16 protein-coding genes are annotated in these 20,208 nt (G+C 58.7%); 11 read left to right on the top strand and 5 right to left on the bottom strand.

All coding sequences use genetic code 11. From position 1 onward, the window contains the following. Window positions 1-645: a hypothetical protein gene (locus ACED67_RS08020; protein WP_395541045.1), complete on the top strand. Its 645-nt coding sequence runs from the start codon at window positions 1-3 to the stop codon at window positions 643-645. Between the two features lie 108 nt (window positions 646-753). Next, window positions 754-1,419, top strand: coding sequence for a hypothetical protein (locus tag ACED67_RS08025; protein ID WP_395541046.1), 666 nt, complete (start codon window positions 754-756; stop codon window positions 1,417-1,419). Here the strand turns inward: ACED67_RS08025 and ACED67_RS08030 are convergent. Continuing rightward, window positions 1,416-2,843, bottom strand: a complete 1,428-nt coding sequence (locus ACED67_RS08030) for a GspE/PulE family protein (RefSeq protein WP_395541047.1) — start codon at window positions 2,841-2,843, stop codon at window positions 1,416-1,418. The two genes, ACED67_RS08025 and ACED67_RS08030, sit on opposite strands and share 4 nt — an antisense overlap. Before the next feature lie 115 nt (window positions 2,844-2,958). On the opposite strand from ACED67_RS08030, the gene ACED67_RS08035 reads away from it, so the two are divergent. From ACED67_RS08035 to ACED67_RS08065, 7 genes are read left to right on the top strand one after another with little or no spacing between them, the layout of a single operon-like run. Beyond that, the gene (locus tag ACED67_RS08035; protein ID WP_395541048.1) at window positions 2,959-3,918 is read left to right on the top strand and encodes a PilN domain-containing protein; all 960 of its coding nucleotides are present in this window, start codon (window positions 2,959-2,961) and stop codon (window positions 3,916-3,918) included. Next, a complete protein-coding gene (locus tag ACED67_RS08040; protein WP_395541049.1) occupies window positions 3,915-4,460 on the top strand; it encodes a GspMb/PilO family protein in 546 nt (181 codons plus the stop codon). The genes ACED67_RS08035 and ACED67_RS08040 overlap by 4 nt, the downstream gene beginning before the upstream one ends. Beyond that, on the top strand, window positions 4,457-5,002 hold the full coding sequence (locus ACED67_RS08045) for a hypothetical protein (RefSeq protein ID WP_395541050.1): 546 nt from the start codon (window positions 4,457-4,459) through the stop codon (window positions 5,000-5,002). The genes ACED67_RS08040 and ACED67_RS08045 overlap by 4 nt, the downstream gene beginning before the upstream one ends. 52 nt (window positions 5,003-5,054) lie before the next feature. Further along, window positions 5,055-7,088: a type II secretion system secretin GspD gene (gene gspD, locus ACED67_RS08050; protein ID WP_395541051.1), complete on the top strand. Its 2,034-nt coding sequence runs from the start codon at window positions 5,055-5,057 to the stop codon at window positions 7,086-7,088. 9 nt (window positions 7,089-7,097) lie between these two features. Next, entirely contained in the window at window positions 7,098-8,306 is a 1,209-nt protein-coding gene (locus ACED67_RS08055) for a type II secretion system F family protein (protein WP_395541052.1), read from the top strand. Beyond that, window positions 8,290-8,691: a type IV pilus modification PilV family protein gene (locus tag ACED67_RS08060; protein WP_395541053.1), complete on the top strand. Its 402-nt coding sequence runs from the start codon at window positions 8,290-8,292 to the stop codon at window positions 8,689-8,691. The genes ACED67_RS08055 and ACED67_RS08060 overlap by 17 nt, the downstream gene beginning before the upstream one ends. Beyond that, window positions 8,688-9,323: a type II secretion system protein J gene (locus tag ACED67_RS08065; RefSeq protein WP_395541054.1), complete on the top strand. Its 636-nt coding sequence runs from the start codon at window positions 8,688-8,690 to the stop codon at window positions 9,321-9,323. Before ACED67_RS08060 ends, ACED67_RS08065 begins: the two co-directional genes overlap by 4 nt. Here the strand turns inward: ACED67_RS08065 and gspG are convergent. The 3 genes from gspG to ACED67_RS08080 all read right to left on the bottom strand — a co-directional run bounded on the left by gspG (window position 9,266) and on the right by ACED67_RS08080 (window position 15,305). Further along, window positions 9,266-9,697, bottom strand: a complete 432-nt coding sequence (gspG, locus tag ACED67_RS08070; RefSeq protein ID WP_395541055.1) for a type II secretion system major pseudopilin GspG — start codon at window positions 9,695-9,697, stop codon at window positions 9,266-9,268. The two genes, ACED67_RS08065 and gspG, sit on opposite strands and share 58 nt — an antisense overlap. Next, entirely contained in the window at window positions 9,694-10,266 is a 573-nt protein-coding gene (locus tag ACED67_RS08075; protein WP_395541056.1) for a prepilin peptidase, read from the bottom strand. Before ACED67_RS08075 ends, gspG begins: the two co-directional genes overlap by 4 nt. A gap of 488 nt (window positions 10,267-10,754) precedes the next feature. Then, a complete protein-coding gene (locus tag ACED67_RS08080) occupies window positions 10,755-15,305 on the bottom strand; it encodes an RHS repeat domain-containing protein (RefSeq protein ID WP_395541057.1) in 4,551 nt (1,516 codons plus the stop codon). A gap of 854 nt (window positions 15,306-16,159) precedes the next feature. Here ACED67_RS08080 and ACED67_RS08085 point away from each other — a divergent pair. Together ACED67_RS08085 and ACED67_RS08090 are read left to right on the top strand one after the other, a co-directional pair. After that, window positions 16,160-17,602 carry an SMEK domain-containing protein gene (locus ACED67_RS08085; protein ID WP_395541058.1) on the top strand — a complete coding sequence of 481 codons (1,443 nt, stop codon included), beginning with the start codon at window positions 16,160-16,162 and terminating at the stop codon, window positions 17,600-17,602. After that, on the top strand, window positions 17,599-19,005 hold the full coding sequence (locus ACED67_RS08090; RefSeq protein WP_395541059.1) for an argonaute/piwi family protein: 1,407 nt from the start codon (window positions 17,599-17,601) through the stop codon (window positions 19,003-19,005). Before ACED67_RS08085 ends, ACED67_RS08090 begins: the two co-directional genes overlap by 4 nt. Before the next feature lie 118 nt (window positions 19,006-19,123). Here ACED67_RS08090 and ACED67_RS08095 read toward each other — a convergent pair whose 3' ends face one another. After that, entirely contained in the window at window positions 19,124-20,140 is a 1,017-nt protein-coding gene (locus ACED67_RS08095) for a hypothetical protein (protein WP_395541060.1), read from the bottom strand. Window positions 20,141-20,208 lie beyond the last annotated feature (68 nt).

Genomic DNA, 20,208 nt, shown 5'->3' on the forward strand with positions numbered 1-20,208 from the left:
ATGAAAGTTAAACAGGAATTGGAAGCAAAAGCTGCTGCTGCTTTGCAGGGTTTAGGTTACTCTCGCTTGCGAGGGTTGATATTTCTGGCGCCGTGGAGTTCGAAAGTTGTAAGTCACCTTGTATACATGGAGTGGCTCAATAAATACGGTGAGCGCATATCTGTCAGAATTGGTGTCCGTCACAGTGATGCAGAAGCTTTTGCTGTTAAAATTATTCGAGACTACGGCCACTTTGCTTCGCGAATGCATATAAAAGATGACCTCAGCCACAGCTTTGTCAATTTTTCTCTAGGCAGGCTCTGCTCCTGGCCATACATTTGGTCGCTCGATCCTGCTGAGGTTGGGATCGATGCCTGTGTTAAAGAGATTTCTGATTGCCTTGAGGGCAAGCTCTCTCCATTGGTTGAATGGATCAGATGCGATTCTTCTATGTATGATTTCTTGACTCGGGCACAGCCTATGATTATGCAGCCGCCAAATGGGGCTGCTCGCGCTGCAGAAGTGATTTTTATTGGCAAGCGGCTTAATTATCGCCAGGATAGGGTATTTTCTGATATTGCTAGATTTTCAGAATGTATCCCGTCTCAAATTGATAAAAATATGCTCGTTGAAGATTACTTGATATCCGTGTGGGCGAGGGCTTAGGTGCGATTGGTGAGTTCTATGCATGCTGCGCTGCTAATACGTAGTGATGCCTGCAAATGCCGTCGAAGCGATGAGGCGCTAATTTTGTAAAGAGATTCGTTGATCTTTATGCCCGCTTCCGTTGCTGCCACCCACAGTCTCGTGGCCCTCATGCTCTCACCTCGCAGCCCACGTAGCGGCCTAACTTTCCTCCCCACTCTCGCCCTTCTCCTCCTCCTCGCCGCCATCACCCTCACCCTGCAATCCCGCAGCCAGTCCTCCCTGCGCCTGCTCTCCCGCCTCACCGCCGACCTCCACGACCGCGCCGCGCAGGATGCGCTGACGGATCGGCTGCGCGGGCTGGTCGGCGATGCGATGGCCAGCCCCGCGCCGCTGCCCGGACGGCCGCGGCTTGACGGCACCCCCTTCGCGATGGATTGGGCCGGACAGGGCTGGCAGGTGCGGGTCCAGGATGTCGAGGGGCTGGTCGATCTTTATCTCGCTATACCCGAGACGCTTGCCCTGCTGCCTGCCGATGCCCGGGCACGCGAAGCTGCGCTCGCCGCCCTGCCGCCCGGAACACGATTTCCGACGCTGGCGATGACGCTCGCGCGGTTCGGGATCGACCCGGCAGAGGCGGCGGGCCTCGTTACCCAATCCGGCCGCACCGGAACATTGCGGCTCTCCACCCTGCCCAAGGAATTGCGCCCGCGCGCCAAGACCCTGCGGCCCGGCCCGCGCGAGGGCGAACAGATCACCCGGGTGCAGCTGCGTTTCGCGAAGACCGGGGGTTAGAACTCCAGGAGTTCGGCCTGCACTTCGCGCCGTCCGACCCCGGTGCCGCCGCAGGTCTCGCAGCCCGCGCCGCCGCATGAGGGGCAGGGCATCAGCCGCAGCTCCTGCCCCAACACGCCGCGCAAGACGTCGCGCACCAGAAATTCCGGCACGCCCAGATCCACCAGCCGCGTCACCGCCCCGGCGGCGGAATTGGTGTGCAGGGTCGACAGGACCAGCCGGCCAACCTGCGCGGCGCGGACGGCGATCTCTGCCGTCTCGCGGTCGCGGATCTCGCCCACCAGGATCACGTTCGGATCATGGCGCAGGATGCCGCGCAGGACGCGGGCGAAGGTCAGGCCGATCTCGTCATGGGTCTGGACCTGCTGGACGCCGGCGATGTTGTATTCGACCGGGTCCTCGACCGTCACGATCTTGCGGCGCGGCGTGTTCAGATGGGCGATGGCGGCATAAAGCGTGGTGGTCTTGCCCGAGCCGGTGGGGCCGGTGGCCAGGAACAGCCCGCTCGGCCGGTCAAGGATGGCGCGCAGGCGGGCGGGGATGGCAGGCGGGAAGCCCAGACTGTCGAGGCCGAGGCGAAGCTGTCTGGGGTCCAGCACCCGGGCGACGATGCTTTCGCCGAGATGGGTGGGCAGCGAGGAGAAGCGGAAGTCGATCTTGCGCCCGGCGATCATCGCCTCGATCCGCCCGTCCTGCGGCAGGCGACGTTCGGCGACGTTGACGCCGGCCATGACCTTGAAACGGGCGATGACGGCGGCGGGGTCGAGCGTTGCGTCCATGGGCTGGGGAACGAGAACGCCATTGATCCGGAAGCGCAGGGCGACGCCCTGATCGGTGCTTTCCAGATGAAGGTCCGAGGCGCCCTGCGCCACGGCATCGGCCAGCTTCTCCATCGCGAAGCGGCTGATCGGGCCGTCGCTGTCAGCCGCTGTCAGGAGATTGCGATCCTGCGAGGGTCGGGCCGCTTCTGACTGGCGCTGTTCCTCAGGGTCGGCCAGCCGGGCGATCAGCATTCGGATCGTGGCGGTTGGCGCCCCGACGGGCCGGACCGGGCGATCCAGCAGGAAGGCCAGCTCGGTGCGCAGTGACGCATTGGCCGGATCGGCCATCGCGACAAGGCAATCCACGCCTTCGCTTTGCAGGGGAAGGGCGATGCGAGCGGAGAGGAACGGCAGGGTAAGACTGGCGGCCGCCTTTGGATCGACGCGATGCCTAGTGGCATCAAAGGATTCGAAGCCAAGAACATTGCAGACCTCGGGAAGCAGGGCGGCCTCTTCGACCAGCCCCAAACGCAGCAGCGCACGGTCAAGGGGCTGGCTATCACCTTCGGCACGGGCGAGCCGATGCCGGTCGAGCAGACCTGTCTGCAACAGCCTCTCGGCCAGGCGGGTGCGAAAGGCGACTTCTTCTTTATCGACTGGCAATTCCACGCGATCTGGCCTTAGGATGAAAGAAACATGCCGAACCGCATGTTTCCAAGTACATCTGTCTGTTTTCCCGTCGAGCGGAGCAGCCCGTCAAGTGTCACTTCGCGCTAGAATGTCAAAACTCCTCTCGCGCCTGATCGAAGTCCTTGCCCTGAACGATGCCTTTCTGCCTGGACTGCCCGGTCCACGCCCCGCTGTGGTTCAAATCAATCGTCTTCCCCTGCTACCCCAGCAACTGGATGAAGCATTGCGGCAGGGACCCAATCTGGTGATCCATCTTGCCCCCAATCTGGCGTTGGAACGCCAGATTACACTGCCTATAGGAGCGGCGTCCCACGCGGACCAAGCCATTGCGCTGACGCTGCGTCAATCGATGCCCGCGCAGGCCCGGGGATTGCTCTGGTCACATGAAGAGGTCGAACGGGGCCAGCAGAAGCGCGTCTACCGTGTCTTCATCGTGAAGGAGGAGCCAATTCTGCGACTCGTGAAGGATCTGCAATCGCGTGCCGCGGCGGTTGAAGGGATCTTCATCGCGACCGCTCCGAAAACGCCCATCTGGCGTGCGCAAGCCCGACATGGCGCAGGGTTGAAGATCTGGGTCTGTTTGGCCGCGCTTGCCGTTGCAGGTGTTTCGATTGCGAGCATCGCGGCGCTTGAGAGCCGCATAGGGGAAACAAGACAGATAGTTGAAACTCGCAGGTCAAATGTGGCCGCACTTGAGACGCGGCTGACGACCCTCAGCAAGCAAGCGGAAGAAGTCGAGGCTGAGCGTCTTGGCCTGAGCGATGCTATGGCACAATTCGGTGCGGATACAGGCAGGTTGGGCGTGCTTACCGACCTCAGCACCTTGCTCCCCGATGCGACCTGGGTCTCCGAGCTTACCATCTCGAACAATCGAGTCGTTCTCGCCGCATTCACCTCTGGCGATGTCGCGGACACGATCAGCTTGCTACAAGGTGCCTCTCGGGTGAAAGCCGTTGCGCTGGAAGGTCCCGTGTCCTTCGACAGTTACAGTGGTCAAAACCGGTTCACGGTCGCGATCCAATTGGCTGAGCCAGCGAACGCACCATGATGGGTCTCTTGCGCCTGTTCCCAGGATTGGTTGTTGCCGCGCTCTTCGCTTTTGGCGTGGTCCGCTGCGCGACGGAACCTGGTCGCGCCAGGCTGGAGGCCGCCCGAACAGAGGCGCTGAATCTGGCGCAGCAAGAAGAGCAATTGGCGCGCAGGATAAAAGGTCTGAAAGCGACCGACGCCAGTATCCGAATGCCGATCGGTTACGTCTGGCCGGGGCGGGATCGTGCTGAAATTGAGCTCGCGTTGCAGAAAGTCCTTGTGGAAATCTCGACTGAAGCCGGGATGCAGCTGGTCACGTTTGGCAGCGGCCCGTCAAGCGCCGTCGAGACGGCGCCAACAGTCGCCTATGACGTCGAGCTGCAAGGCGGACATGTCGAACTCGCAAGGTTTCTCGCATTGCTCGAGGCGCATCGACCGGCGGTGGCGATCTCCTACCTCTGGCTGCGCCCGTTGCCGGTCGATCCCAAGAAGCCGATGGCACCCCTTAACGCGCGGCTGACCGTCTGGGCATTCTGGGGCGGCGGGGAGGCACAGCCATGAGGCGGGCCAAGGCTCTGCCGCCATTGGGCTTAGTTGTCGTTCTGGCATCGAGCGGTTTGGCGGGGTGGCAGGTGTCGCGCGACACCGATATTCCGATCACCAGTGGTGAGTCGGATCAGCAACAGCGAAAGGAATCTGTGACGGTCGAAGTCCCAACTGATTCAGAGATTCCTGTCGCCGCGCAATCCGATGCGGTGTTTAGCGAGCGCCCGCTCTTGGTAGAAGGGAGACGCGCGCCAATGCCGAAGGATGAAGTGGCGGAGGTCGAGCCTACGCCAATCCCTGAACCTGAACCTGCAGCGGAGCCGGAAGCGATCGTGGAACGGCCCGAGCCGCTTCACGCGACGCTCATTGGGGTCGCGATATCCGAAAGTGAGAGAAGCGCGCTGATCAGGTTTGAACTTGAAGAGCGGGAAGAATGGGTTCGGATAGGCGACGCTGTCGGTGCCTGGAGGCTGGCAGAGATAACACAGCAATCGGTCCGTCTTGAGGCCGAAGGCGAAGAAATGACTTTGAGCCTTTATTCCGAGGCACTACCATAGGCTGCAAAGAGCAGAACAAACAAAAGCCAGACAGGCAATCAAAGGCGGTATCATGTTCAAGCCAAGAGCTGTTGCGCTCGGCTGGGTGTTCTTGGCTGCGTGCCTTGCGGCATGCGAATCGCCTCAAGCGTCCAGAAGTTCGGGGATGTTCGGGCCAGACGGCGCCTTCGGCACCTCAGGCAGCAGCAAGCGCGGCACACATGGCGTCTATTCCGGCGGAAACCCTGGGGCAACTCAGCGCGGCACGGATGATTTCCTGGGCGATGACAGATCATCGAGAGAAGGTCGCGCGATCGTCGCGCCGATCGACGGTGAAACGGTGCAAATTTCCCTGGTGAACGCATCCATTGCCGCAGCCGCGAAGGTCATTCTCGCTGACACTTTGAAGGTGAACTATGTCGTTGCTGAGGGAGTTGAAGGTCGGATCACCATCCAGACAACGGGCCCGGTGCCAAAATCCACATTGCTTGATCTCTTTGAAGCGTCCTTGAACGCCAATGGCGCGATCCTGCGGGGCGAAGGAAATGTCGTTCGCATAGTATCGGGAAGTGCCGGCAACACTTCGTTTCGGATCGCCGGGCCCGGTGGGGTGACAGGGTCAAACATCATGGTGGCCCCGCTCAAGTTCATTTCCGCGACTGAGATGGTGAAACTTCTTGAACCCTTGACCGAACAGGGACTCAAAGTCGTCGCCGAACAGAAGCGCAACCTGTTGCTGCTCTCCGGATCCCCTGAATTGATGGAATCTGCGCTTGATGCACTCAATTTGTTTGATGTGGACGTTCTGCAAGGAAAATCCGTCGCCTTGGTTCGACTGCGCGCCGCCGATCCGAATGACGTGGTTTCCGAACTTCGTGAGATTTTCGAGGCCGAAGAAGGCGGCATGCTCAATGGTGTGGTTGAGTTCGTCCCAAACCCGCGGCTTGGCTCAATCCTGATCATCACATCAAGGGCAGCATATCTCGATAAAGCCCAACGCTGGATTCGCGAACTTGACCAGACAGCGGCGGGCTCCTCGGTATATCTGGCGACATACCCTCTCCAAAACCGAAGCGCCTCAGAGGTTGCTCCAATCCTGACCGAGCTTCTCGGAAGCAAGCAAGCGAGGGAGGGCGCTACCGGGGATGAGGCTGATAACTATAGTGCTGGTCTCACTGCTGACGAGCGGATGACTGTCGCGGCAGATGACACTCGAAACGCCTTGGTCGTTCGCGGCACTGCACAGGACCATGAACAAATAGACGCCATCTTGCGCTCGCTCGACAGCCCCTCGCGACAAGTGCTCTTGGAGGCTACCATCGCTGAAGTCACGCTGAACGATGAATTGCAGATCGGGACACGATGGTTCTTTGAACGGGGCAACTGGGATCTCAAATTCTCCGATCTCTCCAGCGGCGCCGTCAGCGGGTCCAATCCTGGATTTACTGCAGTATTCGGGGTGGGCGGAGCGGACGTTGCTCTTTCAGCTCTCTCGGGCGTGACAGACGTCAAAGTGATTTCGGCACCAACGCTCATGGTTCTCGACAACAAGGAGGGCATTTTGCAGATCGGCGATCAGGTCCCGATCGCGATGCAAACCTCGACGAGCACAGGCACAGGCGATGCGCCCACCATCACTCAGATCGACTACAGGGACACGGGCATCATCCTTCGGGTCAAACCGAGGATCGGCGATGGCGGGCGCGTGACCTTGGAGATCAGCCAGGAAGTCAGTGATGTGGCCGCGAATACCGCGTCGGGGATCGATAGCCCTACCATCCGTCAGCGCAAGGTGCAGACGAGTGTCGCCTTGGGCAACGGCCAGACCCTCGCTCTGGGTGGACTGGTGCAAGAAGGAAATTCCGTCTCTCGTTCGGGTGTTCCTGGAGCCAGCAAGATTCCTGTCGTTGGGAACCTCTTCGGCAACAAGAAGAGTCGCAAGAACCGGACTGAGCTTCTGATCCTGATCCGGCCGCGTGTGGTGACCAATGATCAAGAGGCCCTGGCTGCGACGCAGTATTGGCGAACCAAGCTGGCCGGATCGGATTCCATTCTGGCAACTGGGCTCGGCACGGGGCAGCATACCATCTACGATATGGCCAACTAGGGACGCGGTATGCCGCAATTCCGCTATGTCGCCTTCGATGCGAGTGGCGCGCGCGAAAGCGGCAATATTGATGGATCGAATGAGAGCCAGGCATGGCAACGCTTGGTCGGCATGGGTTTGACGGTCGTCGAGCTGACTTCCGCTTCCAGTGGTTCGATCTCGCATCCAAGCAAACCTTACTGGCAACGGACAATTCCTCTCGCAAGCCAGGCTGATCTTGCTGAACAGATGGCGGTACTGAGCCGTGCAAGTCTCACGGACCCGCAGATGATCCGGGTGCTTCGCGATGCTGTTGGGGAGCCCCGACTCAAACGGCTTCTGGTGCGTGTCCACCAGGAAATGGAAGATGGCAAACTCCTGTCTGATGCGTTCATGCAGGCGGGAAGCGGGCTATCCCCGCTATTCGGGAGCTTGACCCGGATCGGACAGCAGAGCGGTCGCGGAGCCAGCATGATGTCCTCGCTTGCTGAGACCTTACGGCGACAAGAGAAGATCGCCTCCCAGCTCGGCAGCGCCTTGGTCTACCCGCTGATCTTGCTCATCACCGGCATCATTGTGTTTCTGATCGTGACCGTCTCGCTTGCCCCCGAGCTTGCCGCGGTCTTTCACTCAGTAAACCGGCCGGTTCCGGGAGAGCTCGCGCTCTTCATACGCCTGGGCAACGGATTGGTCGCCTGGGGACCAGTGCTTGCGATTGCATTGCTCGCAGCAACCTTGGGGGGCACGTTCCTTCTGCGCTCTCGCCGCTCGCGCGTCTTGGACTTGGTGATGCGGTTGCCGTTCCTGGGCCCGATCTTGCGCGATGCGGCCCTTGCACGTCTGACCGGGGCGCTGGCGCTTTTGCTGCGGTCGCGCGTGCCTGCAGTCGCAGCTTTGCGTGAAACGGCCGAAGCGTTTCAGGAACAGAGCCTTGCTCGAACATTTCTGGCAGCCTCGGCGACACTGGAGAGCGGACGCCCGGCGAGTACGGCATTTGCGGTGGACCCACTGATTCCGCCCCTGTTCCGAGAACTTTATGCGGTTGGCGAGGTTGCCAACACATTGCCCGACGTGCTCGACGCCATCGCCATGTCGCTTGAAAGCGCGACGGAACGCAGGATCCAACGCGCCATGGCGCTCCTCACGCCCGCCCTTACGCTGATCATCGGCGGCGGGATTGCCTTCCTGGTATACTCCGTCATGTCTGCCCTGCTTTCGATCAATGATCTTGCGTTCTAGACCCTCAGTCGTCCGAAAACGCTGTGCGGGCTTCTCGTTGCTGGAAGTTCTTGTCTCGCTCGCAGTGGTCTCGCTGATGCTGGGCGCCATCATGGCGATCCTGCCCCAGCAAGCCGTTCAGGCGCGCGTGCGACTTGACCGTCTGGTCGCGACGGAATTCGCCTATTCTCTCATCGAGGAATATCGTGTCACCTTTCCGCAAATGGCGGCAGAAGGGCAGGATGCGACGGGCTGGTCCTGGCGGATATCCGAGCGCGACTATCAGCCTGAAACGCCGGAACAGCTGGGAGAGCTGATCCGATATGTCGAGATCGAAGCGACGGTCTGGCGCATACCCGAGATGGCGGTTACATTGACCTCGCTGGTCGCTAGGCCGAAGCCATGATCCGCCGCAGCACAAAAGCGGGGATCACCCTGTTCGAGACGCTGATCGCGCTTGCGATTATGTCGATGCTGGCAATCTTGCTGACCTCGGGCCTGGGCTTTGGCATCCGTTATCTGGACCGCAGCACCAGCCTTTCGGCTGCGGTCGATCAGGCGCTGGCCCGCCGGGCGCTGCGCGACTGGCTGGAACATGCCCTGCTCGCTCCGGTACCGCTGGACAATCGCCCCTTGTTCATCGGCAGCGCGACGGAGTTGCGCTTTCTTGCCGAGGCCACGGATCTGCGATTTTGGCCTGGGGCCGCGGTCGACGTCCGCTTGGGCCAGGACAGCGCGCGGCTGTACACTAATGGCATCTCAGCCGATCAGTCCACCGAGATCGAGGTTATGGTCGATCTTGCTGCGCCCGATGCCAGACTGAGTTTCGAATATTGGGGCCAGCGTCGATCTGATCAGGATGCACGCTGGGGTAAAGATTGGCCCGAAGGCGCTGGCCTGCCTCAGCTGGTGCGGATTACCTTCGGCTCGGCAAGCGGCGATCTACCACCGATGGTCGTCCGGCCTGGCAAGGCGTTCTTTCAAATCGAGATGTCGCTGTCCTCGCTGGTCCCACCAGCCCTGCCGTCGCGGCCGTAACTCATGATCTCGAAAGCCTTGTCCGCCGCGGGCGAGCGGTAGAGATAGCGGTTCTCCCACGGGTCCAGCAGACTGTCCGCGCTTTCAAGATAGGGGCCCTGCCAATTGTCGACCCCGGCCGGGGCGGCAAGCAAGGCTTCAAGCCCCTCGGCTTCGGAAGGGTATCGGCCCGTGTCGATATAGAAAAGCTGCACCGCCCCTTTCAGGCCTTCCATCTCAATCGTCGCGGCGCGGGATTTGGCGCGTCCGAAGGTTTCCATCAGCTGCGGCGCGGCAAGGCCTGCTATCAGCGCAATGATGGCCAGGACGATCATCACCTCCAAGAGCGTCATCCCGGCCTTTCGATTGCGCGGAGCGGGGCGGGGGCGGTTCATGGCACGGGTCCTGACGTCATGAAAGTCACCAGAATGGCATAGGCGATGAAGGGGCCGAAAGGAATGCCGTCCTGGCGCTTTCTGCGCGCAAGCAGTGCCGCGACCAGCCCGCCGGTCGAGGCCAGAAGCAGCATCAGCCAGAACCGCTCGGCGCCCACGACCAGCGTTCCGGCGGCGAGGAGTTTGACATCGCCCAGACCCAGCGCCTCGCGGCCATGGCGGTTCCAGTAGAGGCCGCTGAGCCAGCCGAGGCCGATGAGGATCAGGGCGGAGAGTACGAGAGTGATGAGAGGGCTCGGCACAAAGCCGAGGACAATTTGTGCCATGCCGATACTAGCGATGAGCACTGTTGCGAGGTCGGGTATCTGGTGGGTCCTTAGATCGCTGACCGCTATCCAGACTAGTGATCCTGCAAGCACCAAGGTGGCCGTCAATGTGAAACCAACTAGCATATGCTGTTTCGGCGGTTCTGCGATGCGCGATAGGAAATCGTGGAATATGGCGCGAAGGTTCAATATCGAATGCGAATCCCGGCGCCGGCGTCTTGTTTTGCGGGAACGTGCACCCATAATCGAGAATCTATGGGTAGTGGTTAAACTGTATTACAAGAAGCCCATCCCGCCCAACCAAGCAAAAGAAGACAGTTCCAGTTGCTTTAGAATTCAAGTTCTCAAGAGCTTTGTATATTCTCAGAATACTGCCTTGGTAGCTTGAAAATATGTCTGCAATCATGTCCATTATTCTAAGTAGCACAACTTGCTTAATATCATGGATGCGATCAGGCTGGAGGGGACTTTCGCCTCCAATCAGAAACTCGAGTAAACTGTCTTCAAGCAACTTTAGGTCGCCAATGACACTGAGTGAACCTAGTGTGAATTCGTATTGCCCACAGTAGTGAGCGTTGATCAGTGTTTCGAGAGTGTCCTTATTAGCTTGTCCGAATACAAAAAAGGCCCGGCTCTCATATTCCCGAATATTGCCGCTAAAATTACTTACGGCGTACAGGAATCCGTCGAGTCGAGAGACAGACGTTGCTAAGTTCGCATGTGTCTCTGTGCTACTCATCTGGGCAATCACCTCCACAAACGGCTCTGTAGTTGGCCTCCAGTTTATCAAGTCCTTTGCGAAGGATTGCAATTCTTTTCAAATGCCCGGGATACCCTATAGATTGCGGATTCAAGTCCAACTTTCTCCATTCGATGTTCTTTCTTAGAACGTTGATCGCGCGCTTTAATCGTTCGCAGTAATCACCTCCGCCCCAAGGATCCATTTGAAACGCAAGGGCAGCCGCTTCATCTGCGTGGCTGTAGGGGGCATTTCCAGGCTTTGTCCCCTCACCCGTCGGCGTCGCGCTAACAATGAGGCCGCCTGCGATGATTCCAACACCGACTACATTAGCACTTCCTCCGGAAACACCTGCTCCTGCGATAATGGCCTCAATGATTGGTACGATCAAAGCAGGGTTTTCACCGCGCGGATCAACCCATCTTCCCGGGTTCTGCCGCACATACCCATAGACGCTCGCCCCATCCACCAGCCCCAGAGGATCGGCCTGCAGATACCTCCCCGTCGTCGGATCGTAATCGCGCATCCAGTTCTGGTGCAAGCCGCTCTCGGACTGGTACCACTGGCCGGGGAAGCGGTTGTCCGGCAGGGCGCCGGTCGCGATATGCACCTCGCCGAAGGGCAGGTAACTGGCGCTCCAGACCTTCACCCCGCTCGCGTTGGTCGCGAAGACCGGCCGACCGATGTGATCGGCGCGGACGAAATACACCACCCCGCTTTCGATCAGGGCGATGGGCTCCCAGCCGTTCCAGACATATTCCCGGATCAGCGCGCCGGAGGTCTCGTTGTACTCGGCGATGCGCCGGCCCTGGCTGTCGAAGACCGAATGGATCGTCACCGGGCCGGAGGTCAGCGTGCGGATCGCCTGGCGGCCCATCGCGTCGTATTTGTACGAGGCTTGCAGGAAACCGTTGATCTGGAACGTCGCCATGCGGCCTGCGGCATCGTAGCCATAGGCATGGGTCGCGCCCGAGCGTGCTTCGGCCACGACATTGCCCGCGCCGTCATAGGAAAACCCGCGCGTGCCGCCGGTGGCGAGGTTGATCAGGGTCAAGCGGTTCGAGGTGGTCGGGTAGACATAGCCGTCGGTCCCGGCGACGAAGCTGTAGCTCACCCGGTTGCCGACCCCGTCATAGGTAAAGCCGAGCGACCCGTAGGGACCGGAGGCCGAGGCCAGGCTTTCGCGCGGCGTATAGCCGAAGCTTTCCGAATTGCCGGGCACCAGCGCATCTGTGATGGCGCTGATATTGTCGCGGCCCTCATAGCCATAGCTGACATCGCGCAGCTGCGTGGCACCAAGCGCATCCTCGATTCCGGTCAGCCGGTAGCTGAGGTCGTAGCTGCGGATCTGGGTATAGCCGTCGCCATAAAGCGCCGAGATCATCGGCCCGTTCGGCGCGTAGGTCATCTGGTCGAGGAGGGTGGTATAGGTCGCGCCGTCCTTGACACGGATGCGGCTGGACCGGTTGTCATCGCCGAAATCCACCAGGACCTCACGGCCCGAAGGATAGACGGTGCGGGTTGCATTGCCCTCGAAATCCGTCTCCTCGACGACCGTGTAGCTGCGCGCTGCCGGGTAGAGTGCGGTCATGGTGACGCGCGGGCCGGTGGCGGTGACTTCATGGCCGAAATCCATCCGGATCGTGCCATCGTCGATGCGACCCATATGGCCCTTGTTGGAATCGACCGGCACGCCGAGATAGGGCTGGTCCCAGGTGAAGGCGATGTCACCGATACCGCCAGAGGGATAGTCGATCAGGGTCAGTCGGCCACCATTGTCATAGGCGTAGTTCACGGTGATACCGCGCCCGTCGGTGCGCGAGGTGACCAGGCCGCGACGGTCATGGGTATATTGGATCGTGCCGCGATCGGCGCTGGTCTCGGTGACGACTTCGCCGAAGCCGTTATAGGTGAAGGCGGTCTCGATCGAACGCGGGTCGGTATATTCGGTGAGCCGGTCATGGGCATCGTAATCCATGCCCGTCGTGAAACTCTCCCGGTCCACTGTCGAAATCAGACGGTTCAAGGCGTCATAGGCATGCGTCGTGCCATAGGTCAGCGGATCGGTTTCGCCGGTCAGATTGTCCTCGACGTCATGGGCAAAATCCCATTCCTGCCCCATGGCGCCGACTGTCTTGAGGATGCGGCTCAGCCCGTCGAATTCGGTTTCTTCCCAGAATGTGGCAGGGTTGGTCCCATCGCTGTATTCGGTCCGGGAAACATTGCCCAATTCGTCATATTCGAAGGACGCGACATCCCCCTCGGGCGAGGTGCTTGAGATCAACCGGCGGGCGGCGCTGTATTCGAAGATCCAGGTCTTGCCACGGCTGTTGGTCAGGCTGACGATCTGATCAGAGTGATTATAGACAAAGCTGCTGATCGCGGGCGTCAGTCCGGGGCCTGCGAAGCCAGCAGAGGTCACACGTCCTTTCCAGTCGTAAGCGAAGGTCCAGCGGCTTTTGTCGGGGGCTTCCACCACCGTCGGTTGACCATTGCTGTTATGCGAGATCACCGAGGTAACGAGGCCGTTCGGGTCGGTCACGGAAGCAAGATCACCCGTTGCGGTATAAGCATAGGTTGTGAGGTCTGTCACGCCCTCGGTCGTCAGGCCCGGCCCATTGACCGATGTCAGAACCTTCATCGCCCCGGACCCGGAAAGAGAAGTGTAGCCATAAGTCCAGGTGCGCACCTGCCCGTTGATCGGGCTGCCCGCTTTCGTATCCGTCTGAGAATACGTCAGCAGGAGGCCGTTGGCATCGCAGGTAAAGGTTTCGGTCAGACCTGCGGTGGTTCGCGTAAGCGGAAGCCGGAAAGTCGAGTGCCACGTGTAAGAGGTGACACGTGGCGCGCCGCCATCCGCGTCTTCTGTCATGGCCGTTACAAGGCCGCGGCTGTTGCGCACGAACTCCGTCTTGCTGCCATTTCGTTCGATGCGCGCAATCACCAGGCCGTCTGTATCGTAGGTATTCGCCACTGTGGTTGCCAGAACGCCAACCGTGCTATCCACCGACACGTTCTTGAGCCGTGTCTCTGACTCCACCGCATCGAATTCATAGGTTTCTGTGAGGCCCTTGGGATTTTCGACCGACAGGCTTTGGGTGAGTGGCGTTTGCCCATATAGAGTGGGACTGGTATCGCCTTCGTGAAGCGTTGATGAGACCGGGTAAGGATTGCTCAAACCTTTGCGGCCGAGGCTGCCTCCCGATCGGTCTGCTCCTGGGCTCCATTCGTACGAGTATTCGGCGAATGGAATAGGTTGCCCGCTCCCGTCAGTTTTCCCATCAGAGATTTCTGTCAGGAGGGGGGGCCAAGCGAACTCACCCTCGCCGCCTACCTCATAGGTGTATCTGCGGATCGGATGCGAGGTGCTGGTGGTAAGGTCTACGAAGTCGACCCCGGTAATAACGGGCCGCTTAGGTATCGAAATAGCGCGATCCCCAGTCCCGTAGGTCATCGCCTGATAGGTGTAGACAATCTTGCCGAAAGCGGTCGTCGTGCTACCGCTCTTTCGGGACAGCACGATTTCCTTGATCATGGGGCGATCAGCAGTCGGTACGACAAACCACTCATAGACAAAGTCAGCGACGTTGCCCCGATTGTCGGCCATCTTGGTAATCTCAGCTTGGACAGTATAGCCCCGAGTGAAACTGATCTTGTAGCCATCCGGCCAGCGGACACTCAACAACGGGAAGGGTGACGTGTAGGCGCTGGAGAACTCCCGCACGACGCCGCGACCGTCGTCGATCAATGCCCGACCTGCGGTGCCGCCCGCGTAGAAGGCCCCGCCGCCGAAGCCGAGCTTCACCGACCAATCTCCATCAAGGAAATGGATCGAGCGTCCAGAACCCATTCTGAAACGCCAATAGCTCGTGGTGTCATCCGGATCATACGGATTGTTTGTCGTCTTGGCCATCCGGTCATCGAATCCAAACCGCCAGACACCACCCAGCGGGTCTCTCGCATTTGTTGACCCTTCAAATTCCCGAACCAGCAGCGTGTCTGAGCGATAGAACCGATCGATCGCAAACCGCGGTTCAGACGGCGCACTCCAATCGACTTCGCGGACAACCTTGGTGCGCCCGGGAAGCTCGACAGGATTGTTCACAGTAACCGAGTCGCCGCAGGTCTCGCATGGGCAACGGCCATACCACTTCCGTGTGAGTTCGCCGGTCGCAGTATCTTCTCGCATGCAAACAAGATTTGCAGGATGCGACACTTTATTTGGTGGGGGGTTGTTGCCGCCACAAATTTCCTCGCCCTGGCAGAACGAGTAGCACAGAACTGCAGTGCCGGGCGCTGACGAGGCAACGGGCTTGATCCCTTCATAGAATCTGGCCTTGTAATAAATTTTGGGATGGCCATACTCATTGACCAACTTGCAGACGGCTTCGGGCGAATCCGCGTACTTCGGAATATTGCCATTTTCGCTATCGAGGGATTCCCACATCTCCCGGTAGACGATGTCTCCAGTGCTCTGAGCAAGCACCGACTGGCTCAATATTGCGAGCATGACCACGAAAATGTGCACAAAGCGAACAATCATATCCACGTTCCCAGAAAATTCTGGTCTCCCAGAACCAAGCATCTGAGACAATTCAACTCAGCCAGTTCTCGATTCGTCAACGCTTGTTGACCCTCCGGGCGGGAACTCCCTCAAATATCAGGATAAAAATATATCGAAGAGCGCTTCTGACCTGCCCTTGGTCTTTCATGCAGCGGAGACCGGAGCCGGTCGCTGATTTGCGCCTGTTGGCATGGGTGAGCAATCGCCCGAAGCGTGGAATTTTCATCGCGCGAAAAGGGCCGGGTGACTGCGATGGTAACGCGCGAAGCAAAAGCTGCTGGGGATCTGGTAGCCTGGAACTGAATGGGGATGTGCGGTGTTGCAAGTGATCCGGCCTGCGCTTGGATCGTGGAACCTGACGAGCCTCAGGAAGGGAAGCAGACTGATACCGGAGTTTCGGCCCGAAGCTATGCGGTTACCGCGGACCAGTGGCAGGTCGCAGCGAGCATGATCGCGGAGAGGAAGGTTACGCCGGGCACCGCAGCGCCCGGCCCTTATTCGCCGGTCGAACCCGAGCTGCGACTGCGGCGCGGCATTTCCGAAAGCGGTCACTCGCATACAGAGCAGCATTTCTCTGCGGCGAACGTTCATGCATAGGATGAGGCGTACTTTCGCGGCATCGTGAAAGAATGTCTGCTCCAGCGAAATGCCTGGAGACACGTTTTGCACGACGACTCTAGCTCTCAATGCCCCGGACGCGGATGAGCAACGCCCACGGTTGGATCCATTCCGCCATATCGTCGCCTCCGCTCTACCTACGGGGCGGCAACAGCTTGAAATGTTCACTCGATGTTCCTAATCTCTCTTCGCGTAACCTCGTGAAGGGATGGTCGATGAGGCAGCTGACGGTTGAGAATAGCCTCCGTGATTTAGTCAGTCGTTTGGAACGCCAAGTCGAGCTGGCTACAGCCCAAGGCCGCACGGACATCAACTTGGCCCTTGAAGATGCATTCATCCCGATCCTGAAAGCGATCTATAATCTTCCAAACCTCGTAAACCTGAACCGTAAGCGGAAGAACTACCCTGGAATCGATCTCGGCGATGACCACGACCGGGTCGCGTTTCAGATCACCGCGACCACCACGCTCGACAAAGTGAAGTCGACCGTCCAGCAGTTTATGGATCGGACCTACTATAACAGTTTCGACGAACTATATGTGTTGATGATCACCCCAAAGCAGTCCTCCTACAGCCAAGCGGCGATTGACGGACTGCTAACCGACCAATTCTCCTTCATCTGCAAAAAGCACATAATAGACCTTGGTGATCTTCTTCGAGAGGTGTCCGCCCTACGTGTCGCAGCCCAAGAACGAATCCTAAAGGAGTTCGAGTATATCTTGGGCGAGACCGAAGCCTTCATCAGTTTCAGCACTGAGACCATCGAGACGCCGACTACGATCACGTCCAACCTTCAGGCTGTTGAACTTCCAGAATCTGTCTACGTTGCGGAACTCGCGATTGACGATAAGGCAGTGATCGCGCGTGCGAAGGCCGAATTGAACTATGGTGGTCGATCAACGAACCGGCGCTCGATAATAAAAATGGCCCTCCTACTGGAAGGAGTCGATACGGATGCCTGGGTCTATTACGATGGCAGGATCTTCGCGTTTGAGGACATGGAGAAAACGGGGTTAGCGGCGATCATCGACGCGGGAACGCCGGAACGGCTGGATGTGTCTGACCTCTCCGGCTCGCCGGAGATCGAGAACGTGAACGTCCTCAAACAACTCCTCATCGCGCAGACCCAGGAGCGCCTGAAGGGCAAACAAGTGCGACTGCACTCAAAAGATAGGTTCTTTTTCTTCGGCCCGAGCATGGAGGGGCAGACGGAGCGCAAAGAGTCGTGGATCGGCAAAAAGCGGTCGGAGCGGCGTGTTTACAAGGTTGTCCAACAGACGAAAGACCCCTCGAAGGTCGCGCATCATCAGCATTTGTCCTTCGAGCTTTCGTTCATCAATATCGGTGATGCGTGGTACGCTGAGATTGTGCCGAGTTGGTACTATTCCTTCAACGGCTACAAGCGATCGAACTGGCACGAAGACCTTCTGTCGAAGCAGAAACGTCAAGAGCACAATGCAACCGTGCGCGATCAGGTTCGTTTCATCGCATACTTCCTAGCCGGCCTGAGCGATGATGGCGCGGTTAGCTCTGACATCTGCTACCGGTCGCTTGTACAGCTCGAAACGAACCGAGGCGTTGAGGCTGAGGCTTTGATGAATGAGTCGGAGGAGGACGTCGACAGGAATGGCGGTGATCCTGATGAGGTGGCGGCATGAAGCTCACGATTCTCTCGGAACCATTGCTGGAGTTCGGCACAGGTACACATATCTGCCCGCGTACCGGTATCGAGCAGATGGGGGTCTATGACAAACGTGACGAGCTGCGCCGCACCGAACTGAGAATCGGTGTAGTCGGGCGCGGAGAAGGAATCGACCTTCTGGACGAATGGCTTGCGAAATGCAGGGCCGGAGTTGAGCGCAAGGCTGACTCAAAGTTGTTAAACCTCTTTCGAGGATTTGGCGGCATCAGCCCAAATCATGGCTTTCTTACACGTCTCATCAACTCACCGCAGTACACCCGACCGTTGCAGAAGTCAGAGATTACTAGCGCTCTGCAACTAGACACGCGGAAGGCCCGAATTGATCGGGCGGTTGATCTCTTCTACGAGCAGGTGCGCTTTCTCGCGGAGAACAGAGCAGTCGATGTCATCGTCTGCGTCCTGCCGAACGAACTATTCGACGCGGTCACGACGACGGTCGGGAGCGAAACGATCAGCGAGGAGCTCGAGCACAATTTCCGGCGCATCCTGAAGGCGCGGTGTATGCACCTGAGTACTCCGCTCCAACTGGTACGCGAGAAGACCATGCTTGTTACCAAGCACTCCGGCGATCAGCAGGACGCGGCGACTAAGGCGTGGAACTTTGCAACGGCGCTCTACTACAAGGGTAACCGTACAATCCCGTGGCGGCTTGTTGAGGACAATGCCAAGCCCCCATCGTGCTACATAGGCATTGGCTTCTACAAGAGTCGTGATGGCGAGACGGTCTCATCGAGCCTGGCCCAGGTCTTCGATGAATTCGGCCACGGCATCATCCTGCGCGGCACGCCGGTGTCGATTGACAAGAAGAATCGCCGCCCCTACCTCTCCGAGCAGCAAGCCTATGAACTACTGCGTGATGCGCTAGACGAATATGACCGGGCGCTCCAGCACATGCCGGCTCGCGTTGTAATCCATAAATCCAGCCATTTCCGCGACAGCGAGCAAGTTGGGTTCCGCCGGGCGCTGAAGGAGAAAGGCATCCGCTCGCGCGACTTTGTGGCGATAACAGGCACTGATATCCGCCTCTTCGGGGACAAGAACTACCCGCCGAAGCGTGGGACGCTCCTGACGATGTCAGAGTCTGACGGAATCCTTTACACGCGCGGCACGGTAGACTTTTACAAGACCTATCCGGGAATGTACGTGCCCAGCCCTATAAGGGTGACAGCTTACGATCAGGACTCGTCATTGGATAGCCTTTGTGAAGAAATTCTGGGGCTAACGAAGATGAATTGGAACAACACACAACTAGATGGACGGCTGCCCATCACGCTCGAATGCGCCAGTAAGATTGGCGATATCATGAAGTACGTAGATCCGAACGAACGACCGCAGGTCAGTTACAGCTTCTACATGTAAAAGGGTGCCGTTGAGGTAAGGGACCGCACTCAGAGGGGTGCCCATGCCCTCAACCACGAGAGTCCGGGATCAGCTTAGCCCCATGATCTCTGAGTGAGCAACGAGTGTACGGGGATCATCACGTCGACCTTGCTGGATCGGGCCCCATGACACGGGTGGGCAAGTTGACCCTAGGTTCGCGCCCCCGGGGGTGGCTCTTGACGAGAACGACCTTCCCGCTCCGATAATGTCGCTCGTGCTCGCTTACCCAATGACGAGCGGGCCCGTTCCTGGTCGACTGGCCGCTACGCTCGAACTCGATGCGAGCCCGTCTTTCTTGCATATGCGCAACGGCCTGCGGACCGATACGTATCGTAAGGTGCGATTTCTGGGCGGCAAGAATCCATGATTTACCGAACTTCCGGGCGGTCTTAGCGTCCTTCGCGCTGAAGGTTTCGATCTCTGAAGGAATGATGCCGCCGAGGTCCGGTGAAACCAGCATCGCGAAGAGTGCGAAGGGGATGAAGAGGTCGTAACCGGTATCGATGCGGTACAGCGTCCGTAGAGCTTGGATCTTTTCCGTCGAGTCGCCAAGGCGCACACGGAAGTCCACCATTGATCTGCTAAGCTCTTCCTTCACATCATCGTAGTCCAGCTTGCCTTGACCGTTGCGATTGACGCGCAGGGCACAGAGCGGATCCATGATCTTGCTGCCCGATTCCCGGCTGAACATCGTGATCATCAGATGGTCATCCTGTCGGCCATCAATCAGGAAGCCCCGATGACCCGATCCGATGGGCCGATCGTCATGCGCGGTCGCAGGTGACCCCCTCTCGAAACGGGCAACCACCAGCTCGCGATAGTCGAACTCCACCCATGTCACCGGGGCAGGAAATTGTATCTCACCTAGGATCGTCATCGCAGCGACACCAGCCTCAACAGCCTTCTCGTTCACGCTATTGCGCAGTGTATCCGCATAGGCCGCAGCGTGATGGTCGAGCAGATACACCTTGGCCTGCTGGAGCGCGGCTAATGTGCCTTCCCGACTGCACTGCAGCTCCTCAGACCAGGCAAAATGCCAGACAGGGTCATCGCCTGGTGCGGACCTGCCCGCCAACGACGCGCCGAAGGTCGACATGACATCCTTGTAGAGCATTCGTAAACTTCCAAAAGAACCTGAAACTGAGGGTGACGAAGCTCTCTCAGCGTTTCATCTCGTCATAA

Origin of the sequence: Neotabrizicola paludis (assembly GCF_044142105.1) — a bacterium.
GTDB lineage: Bacteria > Pseudomonadota > Alphaproteobacteria > Rhodobacterales > Rhodobacteraceae > Pseudogemmobacter.